Source organism: Curtobacterium sp. MCLR17_040 (assembly GCF_003234735.1).
Classification (GTDB): domain Bacteria; phylum Actinomycetota; class Actinomycetes; order Actinomycetales; family Microbacteriaceae; genus Curtobacterium; species Curtobacterium flaccumfaciens.
Genome location: NZ_QKTE01000001.1, coordinates 378,316 through 404,951 on the forward strand (window position 1 = coordinate 378,316; position 26,636 = coordinate 404,951).

Annotated in this window: 28 protein-coding genes; 13 read left to right on the forward strand and 15 right to left on the reverse strand. The window is 71.8% G+C overall.

Translation table 11 applies throughout. From position 1 onward, the window contains the following. Positions 1 to 54 precede the first annotated feature (54 nt). Positions 55 to 1,098: an NAD(P)-dependent alcohol dehydrogenase gene (locus tag DEJ01_RS01810; protein ID WP_111024593.1), complete on the reverse strand. Its 1,044-nt coding sequence runs from the start codon at positions 1,096 to 1,098 to the stop codon at positions 55 to 57. 22 nt (positions 1,099 to 1,120) lie between these two features. Beyond that, complete coding sequence (locus tag DEJ01_RS01815) at positions 1,121 to 1,735, reverse strand: DUF805 domain-containing protein (protein WP_111092050.1); 615 nt, start codon at positions 1,733 to 1,735, stop codon at positions 1,121 to 1,123. A 123-nt stretch (positions 1,736 to 1,858) separates the two neighbouring features. On the opposite strand from DEJ01_RS01815, the gene DEJ01_RS01820 reads away from it, so the two are divergent. The 3 genes from DEJ01_RS01820 (at position 1,859) to DEJ01_RS01830 (ending at position 4,225) form a co-directional block, all read left to right on the forward strand. Continuing rightward, complete coding sequence (locus tag DEJ01_RS01820; RefSeq protein WP_027467170.1) at positions 1,859 to 2,299, forward strand: OsmC family peroxiredoxin; 441 nt, start codon at positions 1,859 to 1,861, stop codon at positions 2,297 to 2,299. A 95-nt stretch (positions 2,300 to 2,394) separates the two neighbouring features. After that, positions 2,395 to 2,649, forward strand: coding sequence for a hypothetical protein (locus tag DEJ01_RS01825; protein WP_111047698.1), 255 nt, complete (start codon positions 2,395 to 2,397; stop codon positions 2,647 to 2,649). A gap of 58 nt (positions 2,650 to 2,707) precedes the next feature. After that, positions 2,708 to 4,225, forward strand: coding sequence for a threonine/serine exporter ThrE family protein (locus tag DEJ01_RS01830; RefSeq protein ID WP_111032665.1), 1,518 nt, complete (start codon positions 2,708 to 2,710; stop codon positions 4,223 to 4,225). A 103-nt stretch (positions 4,226 to 4,328) separates the two neighbouring features. On the opposite strand, the gene DEJ01_RS01835 is transcribed toward DEJ01_RS01830, so the two are convergent. Together DEJ01_RS01835 and DEJ01_RS01840 are read right to left on the reverse strand one after the other, a co-directional pair. Further along, positions 4,329 to 4,523: a DUF2795 domain-containing protein gene (locus tag DEJ01_RS01835; protein WP_027467172.1), complete on the reverse strand. Its 195-nt coding sequence runs from the start codon at positions 4,521 to 4,523 to the stop codon at positions 4,329 to 4,331. 91 nt (positions 4,524 to 4,614) lie between these two features. Beyond that, positions 4,615 to 5,298, reverse strand: a complete 684-nt coding sequence (locus DEJ01_RS01840; protein ID WP_111092051.1) for a TetR/AcrR family transcriptional regulator — start codon at positions 5,296 to 5,298, stop codon at positions 4,615 to 4,617. A gap of 169 nt (positions 5,299 to 5,467) precedes the next feature. On the opposite strand from DEJ01_RS01840, the gene DEJ01_RS01845 reads away from it, so the two are divergent. Further along, on the forward strand, positions 5,468 to 5,785 hold the full coding sequence (locus DEJ01_RS01845) for a hypothetical protein (protein WP_111024588.1): 318 nt from the start codon (positions 5,468 to 5,470) through the stop codon (positions 5,783 to 5,785). A 97-nt stretch (positions 5,786 to 5,882) separates the two neighbouring features. Here the strand turns inward: DEJ01_RS01845 and DEJ01_RS01850 are convergent, their stop codons facing one another. Next, positions 5,883 to 6,809 (reverse strand): SDR family oxidoreductase, encoded by a 927-nt coding sequence (locus DEJ01_RS01850; protein ID WP_110858602.1) that lies wholly within the window; start codon positions 6,807 to 6,809, stop codon positions 5,883 to 5,885. A 198-nt stretch (positions 6,810 to 7,007) separates the two neighbouring features. On the opposite strand from DEJ01_RS01850, the gene DEJ01_RS01855 reads away from it, so the two are divergent. Further along, complete coding sequence (locus DEJ01_RS01855; protein WP_111028642.1) at positions 7,008 to 7,748, forward strand: hypothetical protein; 741 nt, start codon at positions 7,008 to 7,010, stop codon at positions 7,746 to 7,748. A gap of 6 nt (positions 7,749 to 7,754) precedes the next feature. Here DEJ01_RS01855 and DEJ01_RS01860 read toward each other — a convergent pair whose 3' ends face one another. The 4 genes from DEJ01_RS01860 to DEJ01_RS01875 form a co-directional block, all read right to left on the reverse strand. Beyond that, positions 7,755 to 8,537 carry an endonuclease/exonuclease/phosphatase family protein gene (locus tag DEJ01_RS01860; RefSeq protein WP_111092052.1) on the reverse strand — a complete coding sequence of 261 codons (783 nt, stop codon included), beginning with the start codon at positions 8,535 to 8,537 and terminating at the stop codon, positions 7,755 to 7,757. A 38-nt stretch (positions 8,538 to 8,575) separates the two neighbouring features. Continuing rightward, positions 8,576 to 10,078 (reverse strand): LCP family protein, encoded by a 1,503-nt coding sequence (locus DEJ01_RS01865; RefSeq protein WP_071404828.1) that lies wholly within the window; start codon positions 10,076 to 10,078, stop codon positions 8,576 to 8,578. Positions 10,079 to 10,215: 137 nt separating this feature from the next. Next, positions 10,216 to 10,866 (reverse strand): GntR family transcriptional regulator, encoded by a 651-nt coding sequence (locus DEJ01_RS01870; RefSeq protein WP_111092053.1) that lies wholly within the window; start codon positions 10,864 to 10,866, stop codon positions 10,216 to 10,218. A gap of 12 nt (positions 10,867 to 10,878) precedes the next feature. Beyond that, positions 10,879 to 12,993: an efflux RND transporter permease subunit gene (locus DEJ01_RS01875; RefSeq protein ID WP_111092054.1), complete on the reverse strand. Its 2,115-nt coding sequence runs from the start codon at positions 12,991 to 12,993 to the stop codon at positions 10,879 to 10,881. A 77-nt stretch (positions 12,994 to 13,070) separates the two neighbouring features. On the opposite strand from DEJ01_RS01875, the gene DEJ01_RS01880 reads away from it, so the two are divergent. Both DEJ01_RS01880 and DEJ01_RS01885 read left to right on the forward strand, forming a co-directional pair. Then, positions 13,071 to 13,478 carry a MarR family winged helix-turn-helix transcriptional regulator gene (locus tag DEJ01_RS01880; RefSeq protein ID WP_071404826.1) on the forward strand — a complete coding sequence of 136 codons (408 nt, stop codon included), beginning with the start codon at positions 13,071 to 13,073 and terminating at the stop codon, positions 13,476 to 13,478. Between the two features lie 75 nt (positions 13,479 to 13,553). Beyond that, positions 13,554 to 14,597, forward strand: a complete 1,044-nt coding sequence (locus DEJ01_RS01885; protein ID WP_111092055.1) for an LCP family protein — start codon at positions 13,554 to 13,556, stop codon at positions 14,595 to 14,597. Between the two features lie 74 nt (positions 14,598 to 14,671). On the opposite strand, the gene DEJ01_RS18510 is transcribed toward DEJ01_RS01885, so the two are convergent. From DEJ01_RS18510 to DEJ01_RS01915, 6 genes are all read right to left on the reverse strand, one after another. Beyond that, the gene (locus tag DEJ01_RS18510) at positions 14,672 to 15,376 is read right to left on the reverse strand and encodes a transglycosylase family protein (RefSeq protein WP_111040065.1); all 705 of its coding nucleotides are present in this window, start codon (positions 15,374 to 15,376) and stop codon (positions 14,672 to 14,674) included. A gap of 302 nt (positions 15,377 to 15,678) precedes the next feature. After that, complete coding sequence (gene rlmC / locus DEJ01_RS01895; RefSeq protein WP_111092056.1) at positions 15,679 to 16,830, reverse strand: 23S rRNA (uracil(747)-C(5))-methyltransferase RlmC; 1,152 nt, start codon at positions 16,828 to 16,830, stop codon at positions 15,679 to 15,681. Between the two features lie 7 nt (positions 16,831 to 16,837). Beyond that, positions 16,838 to 17,704, reverse strand: a complete 867-nt coding sequence (locus DEJ01_RS01900; RefSeq protein WP_375342372.1) for an SMP-30/gluconolactonase/LRE family protein — start codon at positions 17,702 to 17,704, stop codon at positions 16,838 to 16,840. 40 nt (positions 17,705 to 17,744) lie between these two features. After that, positions 17,745 to 18,365 carry a DedA family protein gene (locus DEJ01_RS01905; protein ID WP_071404822.1) on the reverse strand — a complete coding sequence of 207 codons (621 nt, stop codon included), beginning with the start codon at positions 18,363 to 18,365 and terminating at the stop codon, positions 17,745 to 17,747. Positions 18,366 to 18,432: 67 nt separating this feature from the next. Next, complete coding sequence (locus DEJ01_RS01910) at positions 18,433 to 19,092, reverse strand: FadR/GntR family transcriptional regulator (protein ID WP_111092057.1); 660 nt, start codon at positions 19,090 to 19,092, stop codon at positions 18,433 to 18,435. Next, positions 19,089 to 19,811 carry an SDR family oxidoreductase gene (locus DEJ01_RS01915; RefSeq protein WP_181438332.1) on the reverse strand — a complete coding sequence of 241 codons (723 nt, stop codon included), beginning with the start codon at positions 19,809 to 19,811 and terminating at the stop codon, positions 19,089 to 19,091. The genes DEJ01_RS01910 and DEJ01_RS01915 overlap by 4 nt, the downstream gene beginning before the upstream one ends. Before the next feature lie 45 nt (positions 19,812 to 19,856). Here DEJ01_RS01915 and DEJ01_RS01920 point away from each other — a divergent pair, with 45 nt between their 5' ends. From DEJ01_RS01920 to DEJ01_RS01945, 6 genes are all read left to right on the forward strand, one after another. After that, complete coding sequence (locus DEJ01_RS01920; RefSeq protein ID WP_111092059.1) at positions 19,857 to 20,609, forward strand: SDR family NAD(P)-dependent oxidoreductase; 753 nt, start codon at positions 19,857 to 19,859, stop codon at positions 20,607 to 20,609. Between the two features lie 101 nt (positions 20,610 to 20,710). Next, complete coding sequence (locus tag DEJ01_RS01925) at positions 20,711 to 23,623, forward strand: Na+/H+ antiporter subunit A (protein ID WP_111092060.1); 2,913 nt, start codon at positions 20,711 to 20,713, stop codon at positions 23,621 to 23,623. After that, positions 23,620 to 24,030, forward strand: a complete 411-nt coding sequence (locus DEJ01_RS01930; protein WP_017887553.1) for a Na(+)/H(+) antiporter subunit C — start codon at positions 23,620 to 23,622, stop codon at positions 24,028 to 24,030. The genes DEJ01_RS01925 and DEJ01_RS01930 overlap by 4 nt, the downstream gene beginning before the upstream one ends. Continuing rightward, complete coding sequence (locus DEJ01_RS01935) at positions 24,027 to 25,718, forward strand: Na+/H+ antiporter subunit D (RefSeq protein WP_017887554.1); 1,692 nt, start codon at positions 24,027 to 24,029, stop codon at positions 25,716 to 25,718. Before DEJ01_RS01930 ends, DEJ01_RS01935 begins: the two co-directional genes overlap by 4 nt. Next, positions 25,715 to 26,296 (forward strand): Na+/H+ antiporter subunit E, encoded by a 582-nt coding sequence (locus tag DEJ01_RS01940; RefSeq protein WP_111028654.1) that lies wholly within the window; start codon positions 25,715 to 25,717, stop codon positions 26,294 to 26,296. The genes DEJ01_RS01935 and DEJ01_RS01940 overlap by 4 nt, the downstream gene beginning before the upstream one ends. After that, positions 26,293 to 26,631, forward strand: coding sequence for a hypothetical protein (locus DEJ01_RS01945; RefSeq protein WP_051597118.1), 339 nt, complete (start codon positions 26,293 to 26,295; stop codon positions 26,629 to 26,631). The genes DEJ01_RS01940 and DEJ01_RS01945 overlap by 4 nt, the downstream gene beginning before the upstream one ends. Positions 26,632 to 26,636: the final 5 nt, after the last annotated feature.

Sequence of the window (26,636 nt, forward strand, 5' to 3'; positions counted from 1 at the left end):
ACCAGGTACGCCCGATTCGACCAGGTACGCCCGATTCGACCGGGCACGCCCGGTTCAGAGCGTCGGGACGACCACCGCGCGACCCGAGAGCTCGCCGGCCTCGAGCTTCCGGTACGCCTCGAGTGCGTCGGACAGCGCGTAGCGCTCGACGTCGGGGACGATCTGCCCCGCGCGGTACATCGCGACGACCTCGTGCAGGTCCTCGATGGTGCCCCAGTAGGTGTTCGTGATCGTCGACTCGTACGGCGTCGCGAAGAAGTTCCACTCGGTGGTGCCGCCGGCGATCCCGACGACGGTGAACCGCCCGCCGACCGCCATCGAGGCCTGCGCGACCTTGATCGTGGGGGTGGCACCGACGAAGTCGAAGGCCGCGTCGACGCCGCGTCCGCCGGTGATCTCGCGGATGCGCTCGGCCTGGTCCGGGCCGCCGGGGACGGTGATCGCGCCACGGGCGGCGGCGCGGTCCATCGCGTCCTGCTTCATGTCGGTCGCGATGACCGTGGCACCGGTGAGCGCCGTGAGGATCTGCACGGCGATCTGCCCGAGGCCGCCCAGCCCGACGACGAGCGCGAAGCGACCGCCACCAGCCAGGTTCGGCAGGGAGTTCTTGATCGCGTGGTACGGCGTGAGCGCGGCGTCGCTGAGCGGTGCGGCGGCGACCGGGTCGGCGTCGCCGAGCGGCACGAGGTTCCGCGCCGGGACGCTCACGTACTCCGCCATGCCGCCGTCGCGCCCGAGGCCGATCCCCATGTACGGGTTCGTCGCGGCGTTCTCGCAGTAGGTGTCCTGTCCCTTCGAGCAGTACGAGCAGTGCCCGCAGCCGACCGGCCCGTAGACCAGGTAGGCGTCGCCCTCGGCGAAGCCGGTGACCCCGTCACCGACGGCCTCGACCCAACCGGAGTTCTCGTGGCCGAGCACGAACGCGGGCGCCTGGGCTCCCGGCTGCCCCTGCTGGAACTCGCGGTACACGGCGACGTCCGAGTGGCAGGCACCAGCGCCGGCGACCTTGAGCAGGACTTCACCCGGCCCGGGTGCGGGCTTCGGGACCTCGGTCAGGGACGGGAAGGTCTGGTACTGCTCGAACACGACGGCGCGCATGGGGTTCTCCTTTGATCGCCCTTCACGCTACACCTGTCGTCGAGGACGACATGTGTCGCCCAGTTGCCTCGGGACCACGCCCTCCCGCGAACAGTCCGCGGTCGAACCGTGCCCCACCGGGACGCGACGACCGCGCCACCATGACACCCAGCACGACCGCACCGAGCGGCCCGGTGAACACGAGGAGCAGGATCCACAGCCCAGCGTGGTCCCGGTCGTGCAGTCGCCGCACGAGCAGCGACCACCGGGGCACGATGGTCAGGATCGTCGGAACGAGGATCGCCAGGTCCCACGCGTCCGGCCAGACGTCCCGCTCGCCGCCGCCCCAGCCGAACCACGCCCCCTGCCCGCGGTCGATCAGGTGGAACGAGACCCGCGGTGACGGGACGACCCCGAACGGGTCGACGTACATCTCCCACCGCCCTCCGGTCCCGTGCACGCCGACGACCCAGAGCGCGACCCCGACCAGCGCGAGCTCGAGCGCGATCACCCACCAGAACTCCGAGCGACTCGCCCGCCCGTGGAACCGCCACCCCTGCGTCCCGAACCGGAGCCAGGCGACCACCGGGTTCGTCACGTCGGCCGGACCCTGCTCGAGCACGGACTCGCGGAAACCTCTCATGTCGCTGTCCCCCATGTGCCAGATCGTAGGGCAGACCTGCGTCTTCGCCGTGAGCCCGTTGCGAGAACGCTCGTTCTCCGATTGACTCAGGAGCGGTGGTCCCGTTCGGGGCCGCTCCCCCACACGAAAGGAGCGGGCATGCCCACTCGCACCGCACGCACCGCCTGGAACGGCGGCCTCGAGGACGGTTCCGGCCAGGTCGAACTCTCGAGCTCGAAGGTCGGCACGTACGACGTCTCGTTCCCGAAGCGCACCGCCGAGGACGCCGGCGGCACCACGAGCCCCGAGGAGCTCATCGCCGCCGCCCACTCGGCCTGCTACGCCATGCAGTTCTCCGCGGTCCTCGGCGAGGCCGGCGGCACGGTCGAGGCCCTCGACGTCAAGGCCGACGTCTCGCTCGGTCCGGACCCGGCCGGCGGCTTCCGTCTCACCGGCATCGTCCTGACCGTCAGCGGCGAGGTCTCCGGCATCGACGAGGCCGCCTTCCTCAAGGCCGCCGAGGACGCCAAGGCGACCTGCCCCGTCAGCAAGGCGCTGACCGGCGTCGAGATCACGCTGCACGCGACCTTCGAGCAGTAGGCGCGGGACGCAGGAGCGTCACCACCTGACGGACGGGAGGCCCGTGGCGACCCCGCCACGGGCCTCCCGTCCGTCGTCCACCTACGCTGGGTGCCGTGCCCCGCTTCCTCGCCACCCCGACCCTCGTCGCCCTCTGGCTCGGCCTGCTGGCCGTCGTCGTCGGGATCGTGTTCGTGCTGACGACTCCGCCGTCGTCCTTCGGGTGGTTCGCGTACGCCCCGCTGTCCGACTACGCGTTCGTCGCCAATGGCCGACCGTGGCAGCTGACCGCCGGACCGGTCCTCGTGCTGGTGGGCGCGGTCGTCGCGGCGTTCGCCCTCGGTCGTCTGAGCACGCGCCGCCGGGGCTGATCCGAAGGCGTCCAGCGGACGTCCGGACTCGGCCGCCGTCGACTGGCACCATGGCGTGATGGCCGAGCAGCACCCCCCGGGCCCGCACAAGCCGGGCCGCCCACCCCGGCCACGACGCCGCAGCCTCGCGCAGCACGACCTGCGCGACGCACGAGCCCGCCTGCGCGGGACGATCTACGAGCACGTCGAGCCCGACGCCAAGGGGCGCGACCAGTACACGGCGACCCAGATCGTCGACTTCTGCCTCGACCTGGCCGAGGTCATGCTCGCCTCCGGTGCCGACACCCGCAGCGTCGAGACGGCCGTCGTCGCGGTCTCGACGAAGTGGAACCTCGCGCCGCTCGACCTCGACTTCTCCGGCAGCTCGGTGACCATCCAGTACGCCCCAGCCGACGTCCCGCCGCTCGTCAAGGTCCGCACCGTGCGGTCGGACGGCTCCGACCTCGACAAGCTCGCGCGGGCGAACCAGATCGTCGACGACCTCATCCACGACGACCGCGACATGACCTCGGCGGTGAGCGCCCTGGTCGCCGTCCTGCGACTCCCGCCGCGGTGGCCGATGTGGCTGTCCGACGTCGGCCTGTCGATCCTCGGCATCTCGATCGCCGTGCAGGCCGGAGGCGGGTGGCGCGCGGGACTCGGGGCGTTCGTGCTGATGCTCGGGATCATCGTCTCCGGACGCTGGCTGACCGACCGCGGGTACCCGCAGTTCTTCGTGTCCGGGGCGCAGGGCGCGGTGGCGTCGGCGATCGGCACGCTGGCCATCTGGGCCGGGGTGCTGAACGCGAACGGTGCGGCGACGATGGTGGCGGCGCTCGTGGTGCTCCTGCTGCCGCACCCGTCCCTGGTGACCTGGGCGCAGGACGCCATCTCCGGGTTCCGGGCGATGGCCGTGGCCCGGGCGTTCTACATCGGGCTGGTCATCGCCGCGATCGTGGTCGGGGTGCCGGCCGGGATCGCGATGACGCACTGGCTGCGGATCGAGGTCGACCCGTCCGGCATCGTGACGCAGACCCTGCCGCTCTGGGCGTCGCTGTCGCTGACCGTGGTGTCGGCGGGCGCGAACTGCTTCGTGCAGCAGGCCAGCGCCCGCGTGATCCCGGTCGCCGTGGTGTTCTCGGTCGCCGCCGGTGCCGCGCTGTGGGCGCTGCGGCAGGCCGGGCTGCCGCTCCTCGGGGCGACGTTCCTGGCGGCGGTGCTGCTCGGGGTGCTCTCCACCTACGCGGCCGTCCGGATGCGCACGGCCGTGGCGGCGATCGCGGTGCCGGCGTTCTGCGGGGCGCTGCTGCCCGGTGTCGCCGTGTCGAACGCCCTGCTGAACTTCATGTCCGGGTCGTCGAGCGCCGCGCTCGACTTCGTGGCAGCGGTGTCCGTGGCACTCGGGATCGGCGCGGGCCTGGTGCTCGGTGGGCTCTTCGCGACGCCCGGTGCCCGTCGAGCGCTCCGCCGGACGCGTCGGGTCGTCGTGCACTCGGTCCACAACGACACCACGGCGCTGCGTGTCATCCGTGACACCGGGTACGACCCCGGCGACGGTTCGGTGCCGCGCGGGTCGCGCTCGGGCGGCGCTTCGTGAGCGGCTCGGCCGGCACCGCTCCGTCAGGCGCTTCGTGAGCAGAAGAGGTCGAGTGCGACGCACGCACCCGACCTCTTCTGCTCACCGAGTGGGCCGGCCGCGCTCAGCCGGCGTCGGACACCGCGCTCGACACCGCGGTCGGGGCGTCGTACTCGCCGTCCGGGATCGCACGGAGCGCCTCGAGGACGTCGTCCGGAGCGCCCTCCTGCTCGGCCGTCGAGACCACGTCGTCCTTGGACGCCGGGTAGTCGATGCCGCTCAGGTACTTCTGGACCTGGATGGGGTTCGGTGCTGCCATGTCGGTTCCTTCCGTCAGGTTGCGCCTCCCGGAGTACCCGCGGCGCGCTGCACGACGGCGCGGGGAACGCGCTCCGCGGACGAACCGCCGGTCAGATCTCCCAGCTGCCCGATTCGTCGTCGTCCCACATCGCCAGACGGCGGGCGGCCTGCGGCTCGTACCGCTCCATCCAGCCGCGCTCGAGCCGGGCGACCGCGCGGTCGAACGCCGCCACCAGGTCGAGCTCAGAGCGCAGCAGGGCCTGCAGCTGCAGCCCCTCGTACAGGGCGATGAGCTGCTCGGCGCCGCGGCGGGGGTCCATCGTGTGCGGGGCACGGCCGATGGCGACGTCGTGCTCCAGGCCGCGCTTGATCTGCGCGAAGAAGAGCTGGTACCGCGACCGCAGGTAGGTCGCCATCGGGTGCGCCGGGTTGCCCGCGACGGACAGCAGGGCGACGAGCAGGCGCATCAGGGCCGGGTCCTCGGCGTTCGAGGCGACGATGGCGCGGAGCAGGTCCACGGTCGAGCCGTCACCGACCTCGTGCGTGACCTCGTCCATCCGGGCACCGTTCCAGCGGTCCAGTGCGGCGAGGACCAGGCCGTCCCACGACGGGAAGTGCTGCTCCAGCTCGGCGACGCTGATGCCCATCCGCTCGGCGACCTGCAGGGGCCGGGCTTCGTGGAAGGGGACGTCCCGGAGCAGGTCGACGGTGGCACCCACGATCGTGATCCGCAGGTGCAGCGTGGCCGCCGCGGCCGCCGCGGCCTGCGTGTCGGCGCTGGTGTGTTCGAGCATCGTGCCCTCCGTCGTCCCCGGACGTCCTGTCCGTGTCACCCCGGATCCGGGGTACCTCCATCCAAACGCAGAACGGGGGACACCAGAATCCCCGGTACGGGTGTCGGCACAAGGGGGGACAGACCCCGACGTCGAGCCGGTTCGCGGCCGTCCGTGCGACCATGCGGGCATGACCCCGAACGACCCCACTGCCCAGGGACTCGCGACCATGGCCTCGACCGGCTTCGAGTTCGGCGGCGATCCCGAGCAGGTGGCGCACGACGTCCGGGCCATGTGGGAGCAGCTCGGACGGCCCGCCGGCGCGTTCGAGGCGGCGGCTCGAGCCATCGCCGTGCTGCCCCAGCGCCCCGAGGTGCCGATCGCCGACCAGGCCCGCCGTCGCGCGTTCGAGCAGGCGATCGGCATCAACCCCGTCGAGGTCGAGCTGGCCGCCGCGATGTCGGCGCGCGAGCTCCTCGAGCGGATGGCGCGCTCCGTCAGCTGCTGACGCGACCAGGCGCCGTAGGCCCGGCCACACGGACGACGGGAGGCGCGGTACCCACCGGCACCGCGCCTCCCGTCAGAGCCCCGTCAGGAACAGCGCCCTACGGCGTCGGCATCCCACCGTCGACGTGCAGCGTCTCGCCCACGACGTACGACGACTCACCGCTCGCGAGGAACACGTAGGCCGGCGCGAGCTCGGCCGGCTGGCCCCAGCGGCCCAGGTAGGTCTGCTCGCCCGCGCTCGGCAGCGCCTCCGGCGGCTGACCGCCGGCCGGCTGCAGCGGCGTCCAGATCGGGCCCGGAGCGACCGCGTTGACGCGGATCCCCTTCGGCGCGAGCTGCGCGGCCAGGCCCTTCGCCATGTTGTTCACGGTCGCCTTCGTGGCCGCGTAGTGCACCAGGTGCGGCGACGGGGCGTACGCCTGGATCGACGTCGTGTTGATGATCGTGGAGCCGGGCTGCAGGTGCGGCACGGCGGCCTTCGTGATCCGGAACGTCGCGTAGGCGTTCGTCTTGAAGGTCTCGTCGAACTCCTCGTCGGAGATCTTCGTGATGTCGTCGACGTTCTGCTGCTTGCCGGCGTTGTTCACCAGGATGTCGAGGCCACCGAGCTGCTCGACCGCGTCGGCCACGAGCTGCTCGCAGACCTCGAGCGAGGTGATGTCGCCCGGCAGCGCGACGGCCTTGCGTCCGGCGGCCTCGATGAGCCCGACGATGCGGTCGGCGTCCTCCTGCTCCTCGGGCAGGTACGAGATCGCGACGTCCGCACCCTCGCGGGCGTAGGCGATGGCGACGGCGGCACCGATGCCGGAGTCGCCACCGGTGACGAGCGCCTTGCGGCCGGTCAGACGACCCGAGCCGCGGTAGGTGTCCTCACCGTGGTCGGCGGGGACGTTCTGCGCCATCTCCGCGTCGGTGCCGGCACCCTCGAGGTACTGCTCGTCGGGCTTCTTGTCGGCGTACATCTTCGTGGGGTCCTGCATCACGTACTGGTCAGGCCCGGTCTGGTCGTTCTGCTGGTCCGTCATGCCGCCGACGGTACGCAGGGGGTCGCTGCGGGCCGTCCAGGAGGCTGTCCCCCGTTGCGCGGAGCGGCCTGCGCCCGTCGACCGCACCGCTCCAGGGCCGCAGGTGCGTGATCCTCGTTTGTCACGGTCCGGTGACGGGCAGGCTCCGATTCGGTAACACCTGTCGTTCTGTTCCAATCGAGGCCCTACCGTCGAACGGTGACTCCTCGGACCCTGCTGGCGCTCGGCGCCGCCGTGCTGGCCTTCTCGGCCGGTGCGCTCGCGTTCGACGGCACCGCCGGGCTCGGGGCAGACGTGGCCGTGGCCGCCGAGACCTCGCACGACGCCGCTCCGGTGCACGTGACGAAGGCGGAACTCCGACGGGTCGACTCGATCGAGCTCGACGCCGAGGCTCTCGTGCTCCGGGACGGCGACGACACCGTGGTGGAGTCCTCGATGCGCGACTCCGGGCTGACCGTGAGCGTCCTGAACCGTCTGCTCGGCACACCGTCCCGCACGCAGACGGCCGAGGGTGACGGCGGGGCATGCTTCCCTGCCGGCACCACCTACACCTGGGGCGGCGCCATCCGCGTCGCAGCCCTGACGACTGACGCGGCGGCCGGCAACGCCGTCGAGATCCGGGTGCTGCGCGACTCAGTCCGCAGCGTGCTCGGCCGGCAGATCGAGCTGACCGGCCCGGGCGGTGTCCGGGTGGGCGACGACATCGCGGACGAGATCGCCGACGCTCCCCGCTCGGAGCGGGTGTCCTACGGCTCGGACGACTCGCGCGCCTGGCAGCTCCTGCTCCGCGAGGGCTGGGCCGACCGGCACGACGACGACGACGAGTCGAGTGAGCACTCCGACGACGCCGGCACCAACGGGGTCTCCGCCCTGACGAACGAGACGACCGTCACGGTGCTCGGTTCACCGATGCCCGTCCACGCGCAGCGTAGCTGCTGAAGCGACTCAGACCCGCAGTGTCGCGATGACCGGGAAGTGGTCGCTGGCGAACCAGGTCTCGGGGCCGTCGTGGTCGATGACGATGCGGTCCACGGCGCTCACGTCGCGGGTGAGCACCCAGTCGATCCGCTCGCCCGAGTCGACCGGCGGCTGCCAGTCGTTGAACGTGGCGGTGCGGTCGGCGGGGTCGCCCGCGGCGAGCCAGGTGTCGGCGAACCCGGCCTCGGCGAACACCCGCGAGGCCGTCCCGCTGCCCGCGGGTTCGTTGCAGTCCCCCGCGAACACGACCGGGCCGGTGGTGCCCGCCAGTCGTTCGGCGATGAGCGCGGCACTCCGGCCGCGGACTTCGTCACCGTGCGCACCGGGCTCGTGGTCCAGGTGCGTGGTGAGCAGGGTGAACGCGGGTCCCTCGGCGTCGAGGAACCGGGCGTGGTTCGCGATCCGCGGGTACAGGCTGCCCCAGGTGTTCGAGACGGGCTCGTCCGGGGTGTCCGACAGCCAGAACGACCCCTCGTCGGACGGCCGGAACCGGTCGCGGCGGTAGAAGACGGACGCGTGTTCGCCGGCGTCACCGCCCTCGCGCCCCTGTCCGACGTCGGCGTGGTCCGGCAGGCCGGCACGCAGGTCGTCCATCTGGCGCGCGAAGGCCTCCTGCACGCACAGCAGGTCGGGGTCGTGCCGGCGGATCAGGTCGAGCACGACCGGCAGGCGGGCCGGCCAGTCGTGCGCGGGGTCCGGGTTCTTGATGTTGTAGGTCATCAGGACGATCGGGCGTGTGGCGCTGGTCACACCGTGAACCTACCGATCGGTTGCCCGGCGGGTTCCCATCAGTTGATGCAGGTGCCCTCGGTGCCGTAGTTGTGCACGTCGGTCGACTTGGCCGTCGGCTCCTTCGCGGGCTTCTTCGTCGGCTTCGAGCCGGTGCTCGAACCGCCGGTCGACGGCGTCGAGGCCCCGGCGCTCGGCTCGGTCGCGATCGGCTTCGCGGTCTTGCCGTCGGTGCCGAGCACGAGCGTGACACCGGTGACCGCACTGGTGCGGACGGCGACGGCACCGGGCACCACGGACGCGATGGCCTTCGCCTGCGACTCCTGACCGGCGGGGTACTGCACCTGGGTGGTCTTCGTCGTCGCGGACGAACCGGCCGGAGCGACCTGGAAGCCGCGGGCGGTCAAGACCTGCCCCGCAGCCGTCGCGGCACCCTCGACCCCGCTGCCGTTCAGCACCGTGACCGAGGTGTTCGCCGGCTGTGCGCGGCCGGCCTTCGTGTACGCCTCGGGTTCGCCGACCAGGCCCTGCACGAACGCGGGCAGGCCGACGGTGTCGACCTCGACGATCGACAGGGCGGAGCCGTTCACGTAGATGGTCGGCGTGCCGAGCGTCGGGATGGTGGCGGACTGGATGTTGCCGGGCCGCAGGTTGCGCATCTGTGACGCCAGGTCGATGAGGTCGGTGTCGGTCTGGATCGATCCGCCGACGGCCTTGAGGATGTTCCCCATCTTCACCGGGTTGAGCAGCGTCCCCGCCGACGTGACCTTCCGGGCCTCCTGCGACAGGAAGTACTGCTGGCGGACGTTGCGGTCGAGGTCGCCGTTCGGCAGGCCGTGGCGCTGTCGCACGAAGGACAGCGCCTCCTTCGCGTTGAGCGAGGACTTGCCCGCCGGCAGGTCGACGCCGGAGTACGGGTCGCTGGTCGCCTGGTTGAGGCAGACCTGCACCGGGCCGAGTTCCTTGACGACCTGGTAGAAGCCGAGCAGCGAGACGCGGACGTAGTGGTCGATCTGCAGGCCGCTCAGGTTCTCGATCGTCTTGATGAGCATCTTCGCACCGCCGGTGTCGCCACCGCCGTTGAGCGTGCCGTAGTAGAAGGCGCTGTTGAGCTTGCCCTTGCCGACGTCCGGGATGTCGACGTACGAGTCACGGGGGAACGAGATCATCGTCGCCTGGCTGCCGTCGGCGTTGATGTGCAGCACGATCATCGTGTCGGTGTTCGTCGCACCGCCGTCCGACGTCGTGCTCAGTTCCGCCATCTGCTCGGGGGTGGCGTTCTCCGGCCGGTGGTCGTCCCCGACGAGCAGGATGTTCTGCGCCTTGCCGTCGACGTCGTCCTTCGTGTCCTTCTTGCCGGTGATCGCGTTGACGATCGTGACACCGTCGGACAGCTGGTTGTACGCGTACCCCGCGTACCCGACGCCCAGCAACAGGGCCATCGTGAGCACCCCCGCGACGGCCGGGAACACGACGCCTGCGCGTCGCTTCTGGCGCCCGTGGCGCGGCGTCGCAGCACCGCGGTGTGCGGGCTCGGTCGTCTGCTCGGGTTCGTTGCTCACCGGGAAACCATAACCGCCACGCGGGGAACGGACATGGGATGCGCCTGGAAGGTCACCCCGTACTCGCCGTCACCCCGTGACGGGCTGGAGGCCCGTGGCGGCGTCCCCACGGGCCTCCAGTCCGTCTCCTGGTCGCGCTAGTCGCGCGACGGGAGCAGGTGGATCGCCTCCATGGCGAGTTCGGCAGCGATGGGGTCCTTCGCGACGACGGCGTCCTTGAGCTTCGTCAGCTCGGGCAGGATCACGTCGGCCGGCAGGAGTTCGGCGAGCTCCGGCACGCGGAGCTTGAAGGAGAGCCCGTCCGTGGTCGAGTTGCAGAGCTGCACGAGCGAGGGGTTGCCGCACGCATCCGCCCACATGGCGTAGATGCCGGCTCCGTCGCGCGCCACCTGGTCCTGCTCGTCGGCGCTCACCCGCGCGTGCACGTCGTCGAGCATCTTCACGATCTTCTTGCGCTGCGCGTCCGTGAACCGGGGCACCGCGAGCCGCACGACGCCGCCGTAGATCACGCCGAGGGTGCGGTACGCGTCGAGGAGTTCCCCCTTCGTCGGCGCCGCGACCCGGGTGTAGCGGTTCGGCGCCATCTCGATGAGGCCGGCCCGGGCGAGCTCGGCGAGGGCCTCGCGGATCGGGGTGCGGGAGACCCCGAGCCAGGCGATCAGGTCGTCGTCGTTGAGCCGTTCCCCGGGCTCGAGCGTGCCGTCCATGATGGCGTCGCGGATCTTGTCCTGCACCGTGTCACGGAGGAGCTTGCGCTCGGCAGCGGACTGCGTCGAGGGAACTGGCATGGGTCCAGCGTGTCACATGTCAGGGTTCGTGCGCGAGAGGCGCGACGGCCACCAGGCGCGGTGCCCGAGGTCGTAGGCCAGCGCCGGCACGAGCAGCGAACGGACCACGATCGTGTCGAGCAGCACGCCGAACGCGACGACGAACGCGATCTGCACGAGGAACAGGATCGGGATCACGCCGAGGGCGGCGAACGTGGCGGCGAGCACGACGCCCGCCGACGTGATCACCCCGCCGGTCACGCCGAGTCCGCGCAGGACGCCCTCGCGTGGACCGTGCCGCAGTGCCTCCTCACGCACTCGTGTCATGAGGAAGATGTTGTAGTCGACGCCGAGTGCCACCAGGAACACGAACGAGTACAGCGGCACGCTCGGGTCCGCCCCCGGGAAGTGGAACACGTGGTCGAAGACGAGCGCTCCGACACCGAGGGCCGCCGCGAAGGACACGATCACGCTGCCGATCAGCACGAGCGGCGCGACGATGCTGCGGAGCAGGAGCATCAGGATCAGCAGGATCACGACGAGCACCACGGGGATGATCAGGGTGCGGTCACGGATGCCGGTGTCGTTCGTGTCGACCGCCGTCGCGGTGACGCCACCGACGATCGCTCCCGGGTCGACCCGTTCGACGGCGGTGCGGAGGTCGCGGACGGTCTGCTCGGCGGCGTCCGAGTCGGCGGCGTCGGACAGCGTCGCCTCGAGCAGGACGTCACCGCGGGAGACGGTCGGCGTGCTGCTGCCGGCGGCGGACCCGGTCACCGGGACGGTCCCGGCGGGGCTGTCCTTCGCTGCGGCGACGACACCGTCGACCCCGTCCACCGCGGTGATCGCGTCGACGAGCTGGTCGAGGTCGCGCTCCGCGCCGATGACCTGCGCGGGGCTGCCCGACCCGCCCGGGAAGTGGTCGGCCAGCACGTCCTGACCGTCACGGGCCTGCGACGACCCGATGATCAGGTCGCTCTGCGGCACCCCGTCCGCCTTGAGTCCGAACAGGCCGGCACCCATCGCGAGCAGGCCGACCGTGCAGACGATCCACACCACCCGCGACCGACGGGCGACGAGCCGTCCGACGCGCGCCCAGATGCCGCGGGCGTCCGGACCGGTGAGCACGGGGTGGGCACTGCCGAACGCGGGACGCAGCGGCCAGAACGCCGCGCGGCGGAACGCGAGCAGCAGCGCGGGCAGCAGCGTCAGGGCGGCGAGCAGGCTGAATGCGATGCCGATGGCCGCGACGGGGCCGAGCGCCTTGTTCGAGTTGAGGTCGGAGAGCAGCAGGCAGAGCACCCCGACGATCACCGTGCCGCCCGAGGCCAGGATCGGCTCGAGGCTCCCCCGCAGGGCGGCCTTCGTCGCGTCCCAGCCGGTGCGGTGGTCGCGCAGCGCCTCCCGGAAGCGCGAGGTGTACAGGAGCGCGTAGTCCGTCGCCGCGCCGATCACCAGGATCGACAGGATGCCCTGGACCTGCCCGTTGACCGTCACGATGTCGGCCTTGGCGAGCCACCAGACCACGAGGATCGAGGCGCACAGGGCGAACGTGGCGGTCCCGAGCACGAGGACGGGCAGCAGGGGTGATCGGTAGACGATGATCAGGATCACGAACACCGCGGCGAGCGCCACCCCGAGCAGCAGCCCGTCGATGCCGGCGAAGGCCTCGGTCAGGTCCGCGGTGAACCCGGCGGGGCCGGTGACGTAGCCGCTCACACCGGACGGCAGCGCGTCGTCGACGTCGGCCCGGATGGCCGCGACCGCGTCCCCGGTCTCGGCGTCCTGCGTGAGCGTGGCGACGATCTCGACCGCGTCGCCGTCCTCGCTCGGGATCACCGGGCTGACGGCATCGACGTCGGCGCGGTCGGACAGCGTCGTGGCGAGTGTCTTCGCGTCGGCGAGGTCGGTCGACGTCAGTCCGCCGTCGCGCTCGAGGACGATGATCGCGGGCGCTCCGGACTCGTCGCGGAACTCGGAGGACCGCTCCTGCACCTTCGTGGCGTCGGCCGAGGCGGGCAGGAACGAGGTCTGGTCGTTGGTGGAGACCTCGGAGATCTTGCCGAAGAAGGGACCGCCGACCGAGGCGATGCCGAGCCAGACCACGATGACGAGCGCGGGGAGGACGATGCGGAGGAAGCGGGACACGTCGGTGAGCGTACACCGATCGTCAGCATGCTGATTACTTGACGGTCGAGCGCTCCTGACGACCATAGAATCACGGCATGCAGGACACGAGCGAGCAGTGGCCCCTCGGGCGCCTGCTGTCCGCGGCTGCACGGTCCGTCGAACGGGACTGGGACGAACGGCTCCGCGCCATCGGGCTCTCGCACGCCGCGGTCGTCGCGATCGACATCCTCATCCGGACCGGTCCGACCGGCGCGGACACCATCGCCCGCACGGCCCGGGTCCAGCCGCAGACGATGTCCCGCACGCTCGAGCGGATGGAGCGGGACGGCCTGGTCGAGCGCACCCCGCATCCCGCCGATCGCCGGCGCCGCGTGGTGAGCGTGACGTCCGCTGGCCGGTCCGCCTGGGAGACCGCACGGCACATCGAGCGCGAGGTCCTGCCGGAGGACCCGGCACTCCGGACGGCACTGGGCGAACTGCTCGCCAAACCGCAGTCCGAGTGAAACACTGTTCATGAAATACCACATGCGATAAGATCCTGTGGTCGGTGCGTGCCGACCTGACCACAGGAGCCCCGCATGTCCGAACGCCGAGCCGCCCGGATGGCCGCAACCCACACCCGCCGCGCACCCCGTCCCAGCACCCGGCGACGGCGACCGTTCCTGGTCGCCCTGATCGCGACGCTCGGCTCGCTCGTCGGTGTCGCCCTGGTCCTCGCCGTCGTGGCGAGTGTGTTCGTCGGCGGGCTCGCGCGCAGCTTCGACGCCGGTCGCGACACCATCGCCGACCCGTTCCCGAACGGCGCTCGGCCGAGCGCCTCCGGCGGTGAGAACATCCTGCTCATCGGGTCCGACGCCCGAGCGCAGGGCGGACCCGAAGGTGCGCGGCCCGAGCTCGGCGGGCGCTCCGACACCCTGATGCTCGTGCACGTCCCCGCCGACCGGCAGCACGTCTACCTCATGTCGATCATGCGGGACTCGTGGGTCGAGGTGCCCGGACACGGCCGTGCGAAGATCAACGCCGCCTACTCCTGGGGCGGAGTACCCCTGACCGTGCAGACCGTCGAGCAGCTCCTGGACGTCCGGGTCGACCACGTGGCCGAGATCGACTTCGCCGGGTTCGCGGACATGACCGATGCCCTGGGCGGGGTCACGGTCGACTCCCCCCGGGCGTTCTCGGCACGGGGCCACGACTTCACGGCGGGGGCGAACCGGCTCGACGGCGCCGCCGCGCTCGCCTTCGTCCGGGAGCGCTACGCCTTCGCCGACGCCGACCACACGCGGGTCCGCAACCAGCAGGCGTTCATGCGCGGCGTCGTGGACGGACTGCTGTCCCGCGGCACCGTCACCAACCCGGGGCGCATCCAGGACTTCGTCGCCGCGACGAGCGACCACCTGGCGGTCGACGCGGGGCTGCCGTCCTCACGGCTCGTCGAGCTGGGCTGGTCGCTCCGGGCCGCACGGGCCGACGACCTGGTGACCTTCACCGTCCCGACGGCGGGCTCCGGCACCTCGCCGGACGGGCAGTCGGTCGTCACGTTGAACGGACTCGAGGTCGCCTCGCTGTCCCAGGCGCTCCGGTCCGACGACGTCGCCGGCTGGCTCAGCGACAACCCGCAGTAGCCCGGCGCCGCACGCACGACGACGCCCCACGACTCGAGGTCGTGGGGCGTCGTCGTGTTCGGTCTGCGGAGAGATCAGGCGGGGAGCTGGAGCTCCTGGCCGGCGTAGATCAGGTTCGCGTCGTCGATGGTCGACGTGTTCGCGGCCCAGAGCTGCTTCCAGCCGCCGTCGATCCCGAGCTTCGTCGCGATCGTGTCGAGCGTGTCACCCGGGGCGATCGTGTACGTCTTGCCGCTCGTCTTGACCGGGGCCGGCTTGCTCGGCGTCGTCGCTGCCGGGGCGGGCGTCGACTCGGTCGTGCTCGGCGCGGCCGGCTGCGGGGCGGCCTGCTCGGCGGGAGCCGGTGCCGGTGCAGCGGGCTGCGGGGCGGCCTGCTGTGCGGGCGCGGGAGCCGGTGCGGGGGCCGGAGCCGCCGCGGCAGGGGCTGCACCGCTGGTGCCGCTCAGCCCGAGCTGGGCGGAGCAGGCGGGCCATGCACCCCAGCCCTGCGAGGCGAGGACACGCTCGGCGACGGCGATCTGGGCCTCGCGGCTGGCGGAGGCGGGGTTGCCCGCGCCACCGTTCGCCTGCCAGGTACCGAGGTTGAACTGCAGGCCGCCGTAGTAGCCGTTGCCGGTGTTGATGGCCCAGTTGCCGCCGGACTCGCACTGCGCGAGCTGGTCCCAGGTCGAACCGGACGCTGCGTTCGCGGGGGCTGCCGCGAGGCCGACACCGGTCGCGGCGATGCCGGCGAACGCCAGGCCACCGACGATGGTGCGGGTACGGGAAAGCTTCTTCATGTGATTGCTCCACCGGGGTCACGAGCCGCATCTGTTGCGGGATCCACTGCCCACCCCGACCGATCGCGGTCAGTTGTGGGGGTGCGCCACCGGGGGCAGTGGTCATCGGGCCGGCGGCACCTCGGTCGGCAACCATAGGAAACTCTTGACCGTTATCAAACCGAGACAAACGGTTCTACCCGTGCATGCTATGTACCCCGCCCCAGAACCTGAACGGCTCGATGCCCATGGCCATGGTGATCGAGGCGTACCCGGGTACGTGTCCTTGGCAATTCCCTGGCAATGCCGATCGACGGTCGGGATCAGGCCCGCGTGAGCAGGGTCACGGCCTCGAGGTGCCCGGTCTGCGGGAACATGTCGAGCACCCTGGCCCGGCGCAGCCGGAACGACGGCATGCGTGCCAGGTCCTTCGCCAGGGTCACCGGGTTGCAGCTCGAGTAGACGACGTGCTGGACGTCCGACCCCTCGAGCCAGGTCGACAACCGCTCCCCGATCCCGCGACGCGGAGGGTTCACGACGACGAGCTCGGGCACCGCGTCCGGACGAGCCCGGAGGGCGTGCTCGGTCGCGTCGTCGGCGGCGAACCGGAGGCCTTCGAGGCCGGCCTCACGAGCGGACTGCTTCGCGGAGCGGATCGCCTCGGCGCTCGTCTCGATACCGTTCACCACGCGGCCTGGACGGGCAGCGTGCAGCGCGAACCCGCCGACGCCGCAGTACAGGTCCCACATCGACGCCGGGTCGAGCTCGTCGATCCAGGCCGTCGCCTGCGCGTACAGCTCGGTCGCGACGCCGGTGTTCGTCTGGAAGAAGCTCTGCGGCCGCAGGTGCATCGTGATCCCGCCGAGCCGCATCGGCAGGGTCTCCTGCTCGGTCAGCACGATCTCGCGGTCGCCCTCGGTGACGGCCTTGTGCTCGGGCAGCAGGTTGGCGGTCACCACGACCGCGTTCGGCAGTGCGGCACGCAGGGCGTCGAGGTGCTGGCGGAGCCGCGGGAGCTGCCCCTCGGAACGCAGCACGAACCGGATCATCAGCTCGCCGTCGGGCGACTCGGTGACCAGGACGTACTTGAGCTCACCCCGGCGCGCGGCGACGTCGTACGGGATCAGCCCGGCGGTCGAGACGAACTCGGCCAGCACGGGCAACGCGTGCCGGATGCCGGGCGTGCAGATCCCGCAGTGCCGCAGGTCCACCCCGCGCTGCCGGTGGTCGAGGATACCGACGGTGGGGTGCTGGACGGTCCCGCCCACGACCATCTTCGCCTTGTTCCGGTACCCCGACTCCGGGCTCGTGATCGCGGGCGACCAGGAGACCGCTCCGGGGCCTCCGGCGGCCTCGACCGCGGCGTGCAGGAGCTCGCGCGTGCGGAGTTCCTTGTCGAGGACCTGGTCGGCGTAGGGCTGGCCCATGAGCGTGCACGACCGGCACACCCCGCGGTCGAAGTAGTCGCACTGCATGGCCGAGTCAGGATACGGCAGCGTCCCGCGTCGTCGTGGCGATCCGGTACACCGACGTGGTCGCGGTCAGGAAGAGCGTGGTGCCGTCGTCGCCGCCGAAGCACAGGTTCGACGTGACCTCCGGCACGGCGACCGCACCGATCCGGGCGCCCGTCGGGTCGAACACGACGACGCCGCGGTGCGAGGACGACCAGACGTTTCCGCGCACGTCGACCCGGATGCCGTCCGGCGCACCCTCTCCGGGTTCGAGCCGCGCGAACACCCGACCGTTCTTCAGCAGGTCGCCACGTCGGTCGTAGGCGCGGATGACCGGCTCGTCGCCCGACGAACTCGCGATGTACAGCACCCGCTCGTCCGGGTCGAAGGCCAGGCCGTTCGGCTCGTCCAGGTCGGTCGCCACTGGTCGCAGGTCCTCGCCCGCCGGGCCGCACCGGAACACCCAGTGGTCGCCGTACTCACGCACGCCCGGGTGTCCCTCGCGCGGCTGGGTGATGCCGTAGGCGGGGTCGGTGAACCAGACGCCGCCGTCCCGCGCGACCACCACGTCGTTCGGGGAGTTGAACCGGCCCCCGTCCCACACGTCGACGATCGGCGTGACGACGCCGTCGCGGTCCCGCTCGACCCGACGCAGCCCGTGCGAGCACTGCACGACGCTGCCGTCCCGGTCGAGCGTGCGGCCGTTGGTGAACTCGACACCGTCCGCGTACACCGAGGTCTCCCCCGAGTCCGCGTGCCACTGCAGGATCCGGTCACCCGGGATGTCGGACCACCGCAGCGTGCGCGTCGACGGGATCCAGCAGGGCCCCTCGGCCCAGGTGCTGCCGGTGGCGATGCGCTCGAGCGCGTCGGGGTCCGGTACGAGGTCGTCGAGCAGCACGGGTTCTCCTTCGAACGGGGTGCTCAGCCTACGTTCGTCAGGCCGCGGCCGCAGCCTCGCTCCGTCGTCGGACGGCCTTCTCGATCGCCGAGATCGCGAGGCCGAGCAGGATCGACGCCACGACCGCGAGGGTCGTGACGAGGAAGGGCTGCTCGCGGCTCCAGCGCCCGGTGGCCGAGGCGATGCCGACGCAGTACGCGGCCCACACGACGTCGGCGAGCACACAGCTGAGCAGGAACCGCCGGAGGTCGAGCCCGCTGTCCGCGCCGACCAGGTTCGTCGTCAACCGGCCCATCGGGATGAAGCGTCCGAGCACCGCGATGCGCCCGGGAGCGGCACGGTAGCGGCCGTCGATGGCGTCCCGGGCCGCGCGGACCTTCGGACGCGCGAACCACGACCTCGAGCCGAGGTCGACCGACCGCGCCAGGTGGTAGAGCCCGAGGTCGCCGAGGACCATCCCGATCGACGCCGCGACGACGAGGAAGAGGACCGGCAGGAGACCGCCGTCACCGCCCACCAGGAGCGTGCCGATCGCGACGACGAGTGCCTGGCTGGGCAGGAAGACCGCGACGCTGCCCACGGCGAGCACGAGGCCGACCACGAAGAACGCCCACGGGGTGCCGACGAGCTGGACGACCAGGTCCTGTGCTGCGTCCACGACTCACCCTCCACGGGCGCCGGAGGGGCGCGCCGGGGTCCATCCTCGCAGGTCCGGCGCGCCCCGCTCACGTGCGGTCGACGATCGCCCGCATGGTCGAGGCTGCGTCGTCCGGCCGGCCGTCGACGACGGCGTCGGCGAGTGCGAGGTGGAGGCCGACGTCGTGGAGGTCCGGGCGGATGCCCCCGCGCTCGCGCAGTACCTGGCCGACGACCTGGTGCAGGCGTCGGTACAGGGCGTTGCCGGACAGGTCGAGCACGAGCGCGTGGAACCGCACGTCCGCGGCCACGAAGTCGAGGCGGTCGTCGCGGGTCGCGGCGGCGGCGAGCTCGTCCGCGGTGGTGCGGAGGGCCTCTCGTCGGTCCGCGCACGCGTCGAGCGCCGCTCGCCGGGCTGCTGCGGCAGCGGCGGCGGGTTCGACCGCCGCGCGCAGCTCGCGGAGTTCGACCGCCACGCGCTCGCCGTCGGGGCCCCGCAGGCGCCACCGCACCACACGCGGGTCCAGGACGTCCCACTCCCGCAGGTCGAGGACGGTCACGCCGACCCGGCGCCGCGCGCTGAGCAGGCCGAGCGCGACGAGGACGCGGACGGCCTCGCGGACGATGCTGCGACTGGCGCCCGTCCAGGTCACCAGGTCGTCGACGCTCCTGCGGCTGCCCACGGCGACCGCGCCGGAGACGACGGCGGCACCGACCTGGTCGAGGACCCGTTCGAAGGTGCTCGTCACCGCTGCGAGACCGGCGACAGCACGAGCTCGTCGATGCGCACGTGCGCCGGCGACCCGAGCACGAAGGCGACCGTCCGCCCGATGTCCTCCGGTTGGAGCATGCGCTGCCGGGCGGCCGCGTCGGGGACCTCGGGCCGTTGGTCGAGGAAGTCCGTCGCGACGTCACCCGGGCACAGGTGGGTGGCACGCACGCCGCGCTCGGCCTCCTGCTGGTTGAGCGTCCGGACGACCGAGGCCAGCGCGGACTTGCTCGCCGAGTACGCGACACCCGCCCCCGGCTGGAAGGACCACCCGGCGTACGACGACACCACCACGACCACGCCGCCGGCCGCGCGGAGTGCCGGCAACGCGGCGTCCACCAGCGAGACGACGGCGGTGAGGTTCGTGTCCACGATCGCGCGGAAGTCGGTCAGCGACTGGTCGTCCCACCGGCGCCTCGGGGCGTTGAGCCCGGCCGCCAGCACGAGCCCGTCGAGCCGCCCGTGCCGGTCGAGCACGGTGTCCCGCGCGGCGGTGACGGCGTCGGGGTCGTTCGCGTCGAGGGGCAGGACGTCCGCGGTTCCCCCGGCGCCGCGGACGGTGCGCGCGACCTGCTCGAGCCGGTCGGCACGGCGCCCGCTGAGGACCACGGTCCAGCCGTCCCGCGCCGCTGCCTCGGCGCTCGCGGCCCCCATGCCGCTGCCCCCACCCGTGACCCAGAGCACACGCTGATCCGTCATGCTCGAATAGTATGCCTATTCAAGGCACCGACAACGGGAGCAACGATGCACCTCGACCTGACCGACCGCGTGGTGGTCGTGACCGGCGCAGCGCGCGGGATCGGCCGCACGCTGGCCGACCGCTTCGTCAGCGAGGGGAGCCGCGTCGTCGCGCTCGACCTGGCCTTCGAGCCGGGCTTCCCGCTCGACCACGTCGTGTGCAACGTCGCCGACCCGCAGTCGGTGCGCGACGCCGTGGACGAGGTCGTCCGGCGGCACGGCACGATCGACGTGCTGGTGAACAACGCCGGCATCAACGTCACGGGCACGGTCGCCGAACTCGAGTGGGACGCCTGGCGCCGCTGCATGGACGTCAACCTCGGCGGCACGTTCCTGATGAGCCAGGCCGTGGCTCCCGTGATGCAGGCGGCCGGGCGCGGGCGGATCATCAACGCCGCATCGTTCGCGGCGATCGTGCCCAGCGTCGGGAACGCGGCCTACGCGGCGTCGAAGGCCGCCGTCGTCTCGTTCACCCGGGTCCTGGCGTCGGAGCTCGGCCCGTGGGGGATCACCGTGAACGCCTACGCACCGGGCATGGTGCCGACGGCGATGAACGGCTTCGCGACGATGCCGGCCGAGGCGCAGGACCGCCTGCTCGACACGCTGTCGCTCCGCCGGTGGGAGACGCCGGACGACGTCGCCGACCTGCTCGTCTTCGTGGCGAGCGACGCCTCCGGGTACATCACCGGCACCCTGCTCGACGTCTCCGGCGGCAAGCTCGCGACCCAGATCCCCGCTCGCGCGCACGGCCGGACCTGAGCGGACTGCTGTCCGGCCGCACAGGTTCTCCACATGGCCTCCTCCGTAGGCTGTGAAAGCCCAGTGAGCCGGACTGCAGCCCGACCCCGAGGAGGTGCCCGATGGTCCTCGTCCTCGTCGCGTTCGCGATCGTCGCCCTGATCGTCCCCGCCCTGACCCCCGTCCTCGGCCGCCGCGCGTTCTACGTGGCGGCCCTCGCCCCCGCCGCGGCGGCGGTGCTGACGATCGCCCAGACCGACGCCGCCCTGCACGGCAGCGTCGTCGAACGGCACCAGTGGGTCCCCCAGCTCGACCTCGACGTCACGCTGCGGATGGACGCCCTGTCGTGGGTGCTCGCCCTCGTGGTGTCGATCGTCGGCGCGTTGGTGCTGGTCTACTGCGCCTCGTACTTCGAGCGGGACGAACCCGGGCTCGGTCGGTTCGCAGGGGTCCTGACCGCCTTCGCCGGCTCGATGTACGGGCTCGTGATCGCCGACGACGTCATCGTGCTGTTCGTCCTGTGGGAGGCCACGACGGTCTTCTCCTACCTGCTCATCGGGCACGACGCCGCGAAGCGTGCCAGTCGTGCCGCCGCCATGCAGGCGCTCATGGTCACCACCGCGGGTGGTCTGGCGATGCTCGCGGGCCTCGTGATGCTCTCGGTCTCGGCGGGCACGACCTCGCTGTCCGCGATCGTCGCCGATCCCCCGAGCGGCACGGTCGTCTCGGTGTCGGTGGTCCTCGTGCTGCTCGGGGCGCTCACGAAGTCGGCGATCGTGCCCTTCCACTTCTGGCTCCCCGCCGCGATGGCCGCGCCGACCCCGGTCAGCGCGTACCTGCACGCCGCGGCGATGGTGAAGGCCGGCATCTACCTGGTGGCCCGGCTCGCCCCCGCGTTCGCGCTGCTCGACGGCTGGCGCGAGACGATCACGCTGCTCGGCGTCGCCGGGATGCTCGTCGGCGGGTACCGCGCCCTGCGGCAGACCGACCTCAAGCTCCTGCTCGCCTACGGCACCGTGGCCCAGCTCGGGTTCCTCGTACTCGCCGCCGGCTGGGGTGCCCCCGCGGTCGCCCTCGGCGGGGTCGCGCTCCTCGTGGCCCACGCCGCCTTCAAGTCGACGCTCTTCCTGGTCGTCGGCGCGATCGACCACGTCACCGGCACGCGTGACCTCGGTCGACTCAGCGGGCTCGGCCGCGCCCGCCCGTGGCTGGCGGTCGTCGCGGTGCTCGCGCTGCTGTCGATGGCCGGGATCCCGCCGACGATCGGGTTCGTCGCGAAGGAAGCCGTGCTGACCGGGTTCACCGAGTCCCTGCACGGCCCCGACGCCGGCTGGGCCTGGTTCGCCCTGATCGGCGTGACCGTCGGTTCGGTGCTCACCGTGGCCTACTCGCTGCGGTTCCTGTGGGGCGCCTTCGCCCGCAAGCCCGGCGTCGCGACCACCGAGCCGCACGCCCTGCACGGCCTCGCCGTCGTGCCCTCGGTGCTCGCGCTGGCCGGGCTCGCACTCGGCCTGCTCACCCCGGTGGTCGCGCACGGCATCGAGCCCGCTGCCACGACCGCAGCGCTCGGCGGCGAGGAGGTCCCGCACCTCGCGCTCTGGCACGGCCTCGAACCCGCGCTCGGCCTGTCCGCGATCACCCTGGTCGGCGGCCTCGCACTGTTCGCCCTGCGTCGTCCGGTCGAAGCGCTCCAGCACCGGCTCGCGGGGTTCCCGAGCGCTGCGGGCACGTACCGGCACGGCATGCGACTGCTCGACCGCGGGGCGACCGGACTCACCGCGAGCCTGCAGCGCGGCTCGCTCCCCTACTACCTGACCGTGATCCTGTCGGTCTTCGTAGCAGGGGCGCTCGCCAACCTGGTGCTCGGCGGGCCGTGGGAGTTCCACGTCCGGTTCGCCGACTCGTGGGGCCAGATCCCGGTGATGATCGTGATGTCGATCGCCGGCATCGCGGTGCTCACGGCGAAGACCCGGTTCGCCGCCGCGGTCCTGGTCGGCGTCACCGGCTACGGCCTCTCGGTGTTGTTCGTCCTGCACGGCGCCGTCGACCTCGCCCTGACGCAGCTCGTGGTCGAGACGGTCACCCTGATCGCCTTCGTCCTGGTGCTCCGACGGCTGCCCCCGCGCATCGCCACGACCAATCCGTCGCGGTTCCGGGTCGTGCGGGCGCTCTTCGCCGGGCTGGCGGGGCTGACGCTGGCGATCGTCGTCGTCGTCGCTGCCTCGGCCCGGACGGCACGCCCCCTCTGGCCCGACCTGCCCGCACTGACGAGCTCGTTCGGGCACGGTCTGAACGTCGTGAACGTCGCCCTCGTCGACCTGCGCGGCTGGGACACGCTCGGTGAGCTCACCGTCGTGGTCGCCGCGGCCACCGGCGTCGCGAGCCTGATCTTCGTGAACTCGCGCGAGGACACCCTGCCCCGGCTGCGGGACCTGCCGGAGACCCTGACCGCGAACGGCGAGCGCACCGACGGCGAGCCCCGCGCCTGGCTGCCGACGAGCGCCGCGATCCCGACCGGCCGTTCGGCACTGCTCGACGTGGTCGTCCGCCTGCTGTTCCACGGCCTGATCGTGCTGTCGGTGTACCTGCTGTTCGCCGGGCACAACTCGGCCGGTGGCGGGTTCGCCGGTGGCCTGGTCGCCGGCATCGCGCTCGCGGCCCGCTACCTGGCCGGCGGCCCGGCCGAACTCGGTGCAGCGGCCCCGGTGCGTGCCGGTCGTCTGCTCGGCCTGGGGGTCGCGACGGCGGCCATCACCGCGATCGTGCCGCTGTTCTTCGGCCGTGAAGCCCTGTACTCCGAGTTCTTCGAGGCCACCGTCCCGATCCTCGGGCACGTCGAGTTCGTCACCGCCACGTTCTTCGACATCGGCGTCTACCTGGTCGTCGTCGGCCTGGTGCTCGACGTCCTCCGCAGCCTCGGTGCCGAGGTCGACCGGCAGCGCCTCGAGGACGCCTCGACCCCGACCCGCGACACCACCGAGGGGTCCGTCAGCGATGCCCTCGATGCCCCCACCCCGGAAGGGAGCGCCACGTGACCGTCACCCTCGTCCTCGTGATCGCCATGGCGGTGCTGTTCTCCTGCGGCGTCTACCTGCTGCTCGAACGCTCCCTGACCCGGATGCTCCTCGGCTTCCTGCTGCTCGGCAACTCGCTCAACCTGCTGCTGCTGGTGATGTCCGGCGCCGCGGGCGACCCGCCCATCGGCAAGAGCGCCGAGGGCATCACCGACCCGCTCCCCCAGGCGTTCGCCCTGACCGCGATCGTGATCACCTTCGCCGTCAGCGCGTTCCTGCTGGCCCTGATCCACCGGTCGTGGCAGCTGTCCCGCGCCGACGAGGTCGAGGTCGACGAAGCCGACGCCGCCATCGGCCGCGACCGCGACGAGCCGGCCGACGAGGACCCGGAGACCACCACCGACGCAGAACAGGAGGCGACCCGATGACCTGGCTCGTCCCGCTCCTCGTCCTCGTCCCGCTGCTCGGTGCCGCGGTCGCGCTCGGACTCCTCCGCCACCAGAAGCTCCAGCGTGCGATCACCGTCGTGGTGCTCGTCGTGGCCCTGGCCGTCGCCGCCACGCTCATGGTCCTGGTCGACCGGCACGGCACGATCGTGGTGCAGGTCGGCGGGTGGGACGCCCCCTACGGCATCTCGCTCGTCGTCGACCGGCTCAGCGCGCTGCTGCTCACCGTCAGTGCGAGCGTCCTGCTGCTCGTCCTGCTGTTCTCGATCGGGCAGGGGCTGGCCGCCGACGACGAGGACGCCCCGGTCACGATCTTCTACCCGACGTACCTCGTGCTCGCGGCCGGTGTGCTCGACTCGTTCATCGCGGGCGACCTGTTCAACCTGTACGTCGCGTTCGAGATGCTGCTGGTGGCGAGCTACGTGCTCATCACGCTGGGCGGCAGCGAACAGCGCGTCCGGGCCGGCACGACGTACATCGTCACGAGCCTGATCGCGTCGGCGATCTTCCTCGCCGCCATCGGGCTGGTCTACGGCGCCACCGGCACGGTGAACATCGCCCAGATCAGCGAGCGCGTCGCCGACCTGCCGGAGCACGTCCAGCTGCTCCTGCACACGATGCTGCTGATCGGGTTCGGCATCAAGGCCGCCGTGTTCCCACTGGCGTTCTGGCTGCCGGACTCGTACCCGACGGCCCCGGCGCCGGTCACCGCGGTCTTCGCGGGCCTGCTGACCAAGGTCGGCATCTACGCGATCATCCGGCTCGAGACGGTGATCTTCCCACGACCACAGCTCAACGAGGTGCTGCTCGTCGTCGCCGCACTGACGATGGTGGTCGGGGTGCTCGGCGCGGTGTCGCAGACCGACGTGAAACGGCTGCTGTCCTTCACGCTGATCAGCCACATCGGCTTCATGGTGATGGGCGTCGGACTCGGCACCGTCGCGGGGACGGCGGCAGCGGTGTTCTACACGGTGCACCACATCGTCGTGCAGACCACGCTGTTCCTGGTGTCGGGCCTGATGGAACGTGTCGGCGGGACGACCTCGACCCGGTCGCTCGGCGGACTGCTGAAGGCCGCTCCGCTGCTGGCCGCCCTGTACCTGATCCCCGCGTTCAACCTGGGCGGGATCCCGCCGTTCTCCGGCTTCATCGGCAAGCTCGGCCTGTTCCGCGCCGCCGCCGAGGACGGTTCCCCGATGGCGTACGTCACCATCGGCGCCGGCGTCGTCACCTCACTGCTCACCCTGTACGCGCTCATGCGGGTCTGGGACGCCGCCTTCTGGCGGCCGAAGCCGGCGGCCGAGGCCGCGGCTCCGCACGCGACCAGCGCCGAACCGCACGCCCACCTGCGCTCCCCGGAACCGGCGCCGCTCACCGTCTCCGAGGAGACGGGCGAGGCGTACCACCCGGGAGGCTCGGTGACGGTCACCGACGCACCGCACGCGGCCACCGCCTCCAGTCCGACCACCGGCGCGACCGAGGCGGTCGGCGAGGCTCCCGAGAAGGTGCGCCTGCCGCGCATGCTCGTCGGCGTGACGACCGTCGCGGTGCTCGGGTCCGTTGCCCTGACGGTCGTCGCCGGCCCGCTCTACGGCTACGCGACCCGCGCAGCGGAGTCGCTGGAGTCGCCCGACCGCTACGTGCAGGCCGTGCTCGGAGGTGAGCGATGACCGACGTCCGCCGCATCTCGAACGCCCGCCGGATCGCGCTGGCGTGGCGCTACGACGTGCCCCTGGTCGCGGGGCTCACCGTGCTCTGGGCGCTGCTCTGGGGGTCGTGGACCCCGCTGACGCTGCTGTGCGGCATCGTCGTGGCGCTCATCGTCACCCAGGCGCTGCCGCTCCCGCCGGTCCCCCTGTCCGCACGGTTCTCGATCGTGCACGTGCTGCGGTTCCTGGCGGTCTGGTCCGGGCTCGTCGTCGTGGCGTCCTTCCGGGTCGCCTGGGTCGCGTTCCGTCCCCGCGGTGTGCGGCGGAGCTCGATCACGCTCGTGCAGCTGCACTCGACCTCCGAGATGACCTTCACCCTGGCCACCCTCGCGATCTCGCTCGTGCCCGGCTCGTACGTCGCCGACGTGGACCTGCGGCGCCGTCGCCTGCTGCTCCACGTGCTCGACACCGAGCGCCTCGAGCAGGTCGAGGACGAACGCCGCGTCGCACTCCGGATCGAGGCCATGGTCATCCGCGCACTGGGATCCAAGCAGGACGTCTCCGAGCTGTCCGAGCCCCTGCCGGAGGTGACCCGGTGAGCCCCGCCGTCGTCGTGATGGGCATCGCCGTCGCACTCGTGCTCGCGCTCCTCGGGGCGACGTTCGCCCTCGCGGTGTTCCGCATCGTGCGCGGCCCGACCATCCTCGACCGCATGATCGGCTCCGACATGGTGCTGACCACCGTGCTCGTGGTGATCGCCGCCGCGATGGTCATCCGCCAGGACCTGACCGGCATCCCCGTGCTCGTGGTGATCTCGGCGACGAGCGTCTTCGCCACGGTCGCCGTGGCCCGGGCCGTCACGCCCTCGGCCGACCCGTCCGACGAGGGACTGACCGTCACCACCCCCGAGCGCGCCGAGGAGGACCAGTCGTGATCGAG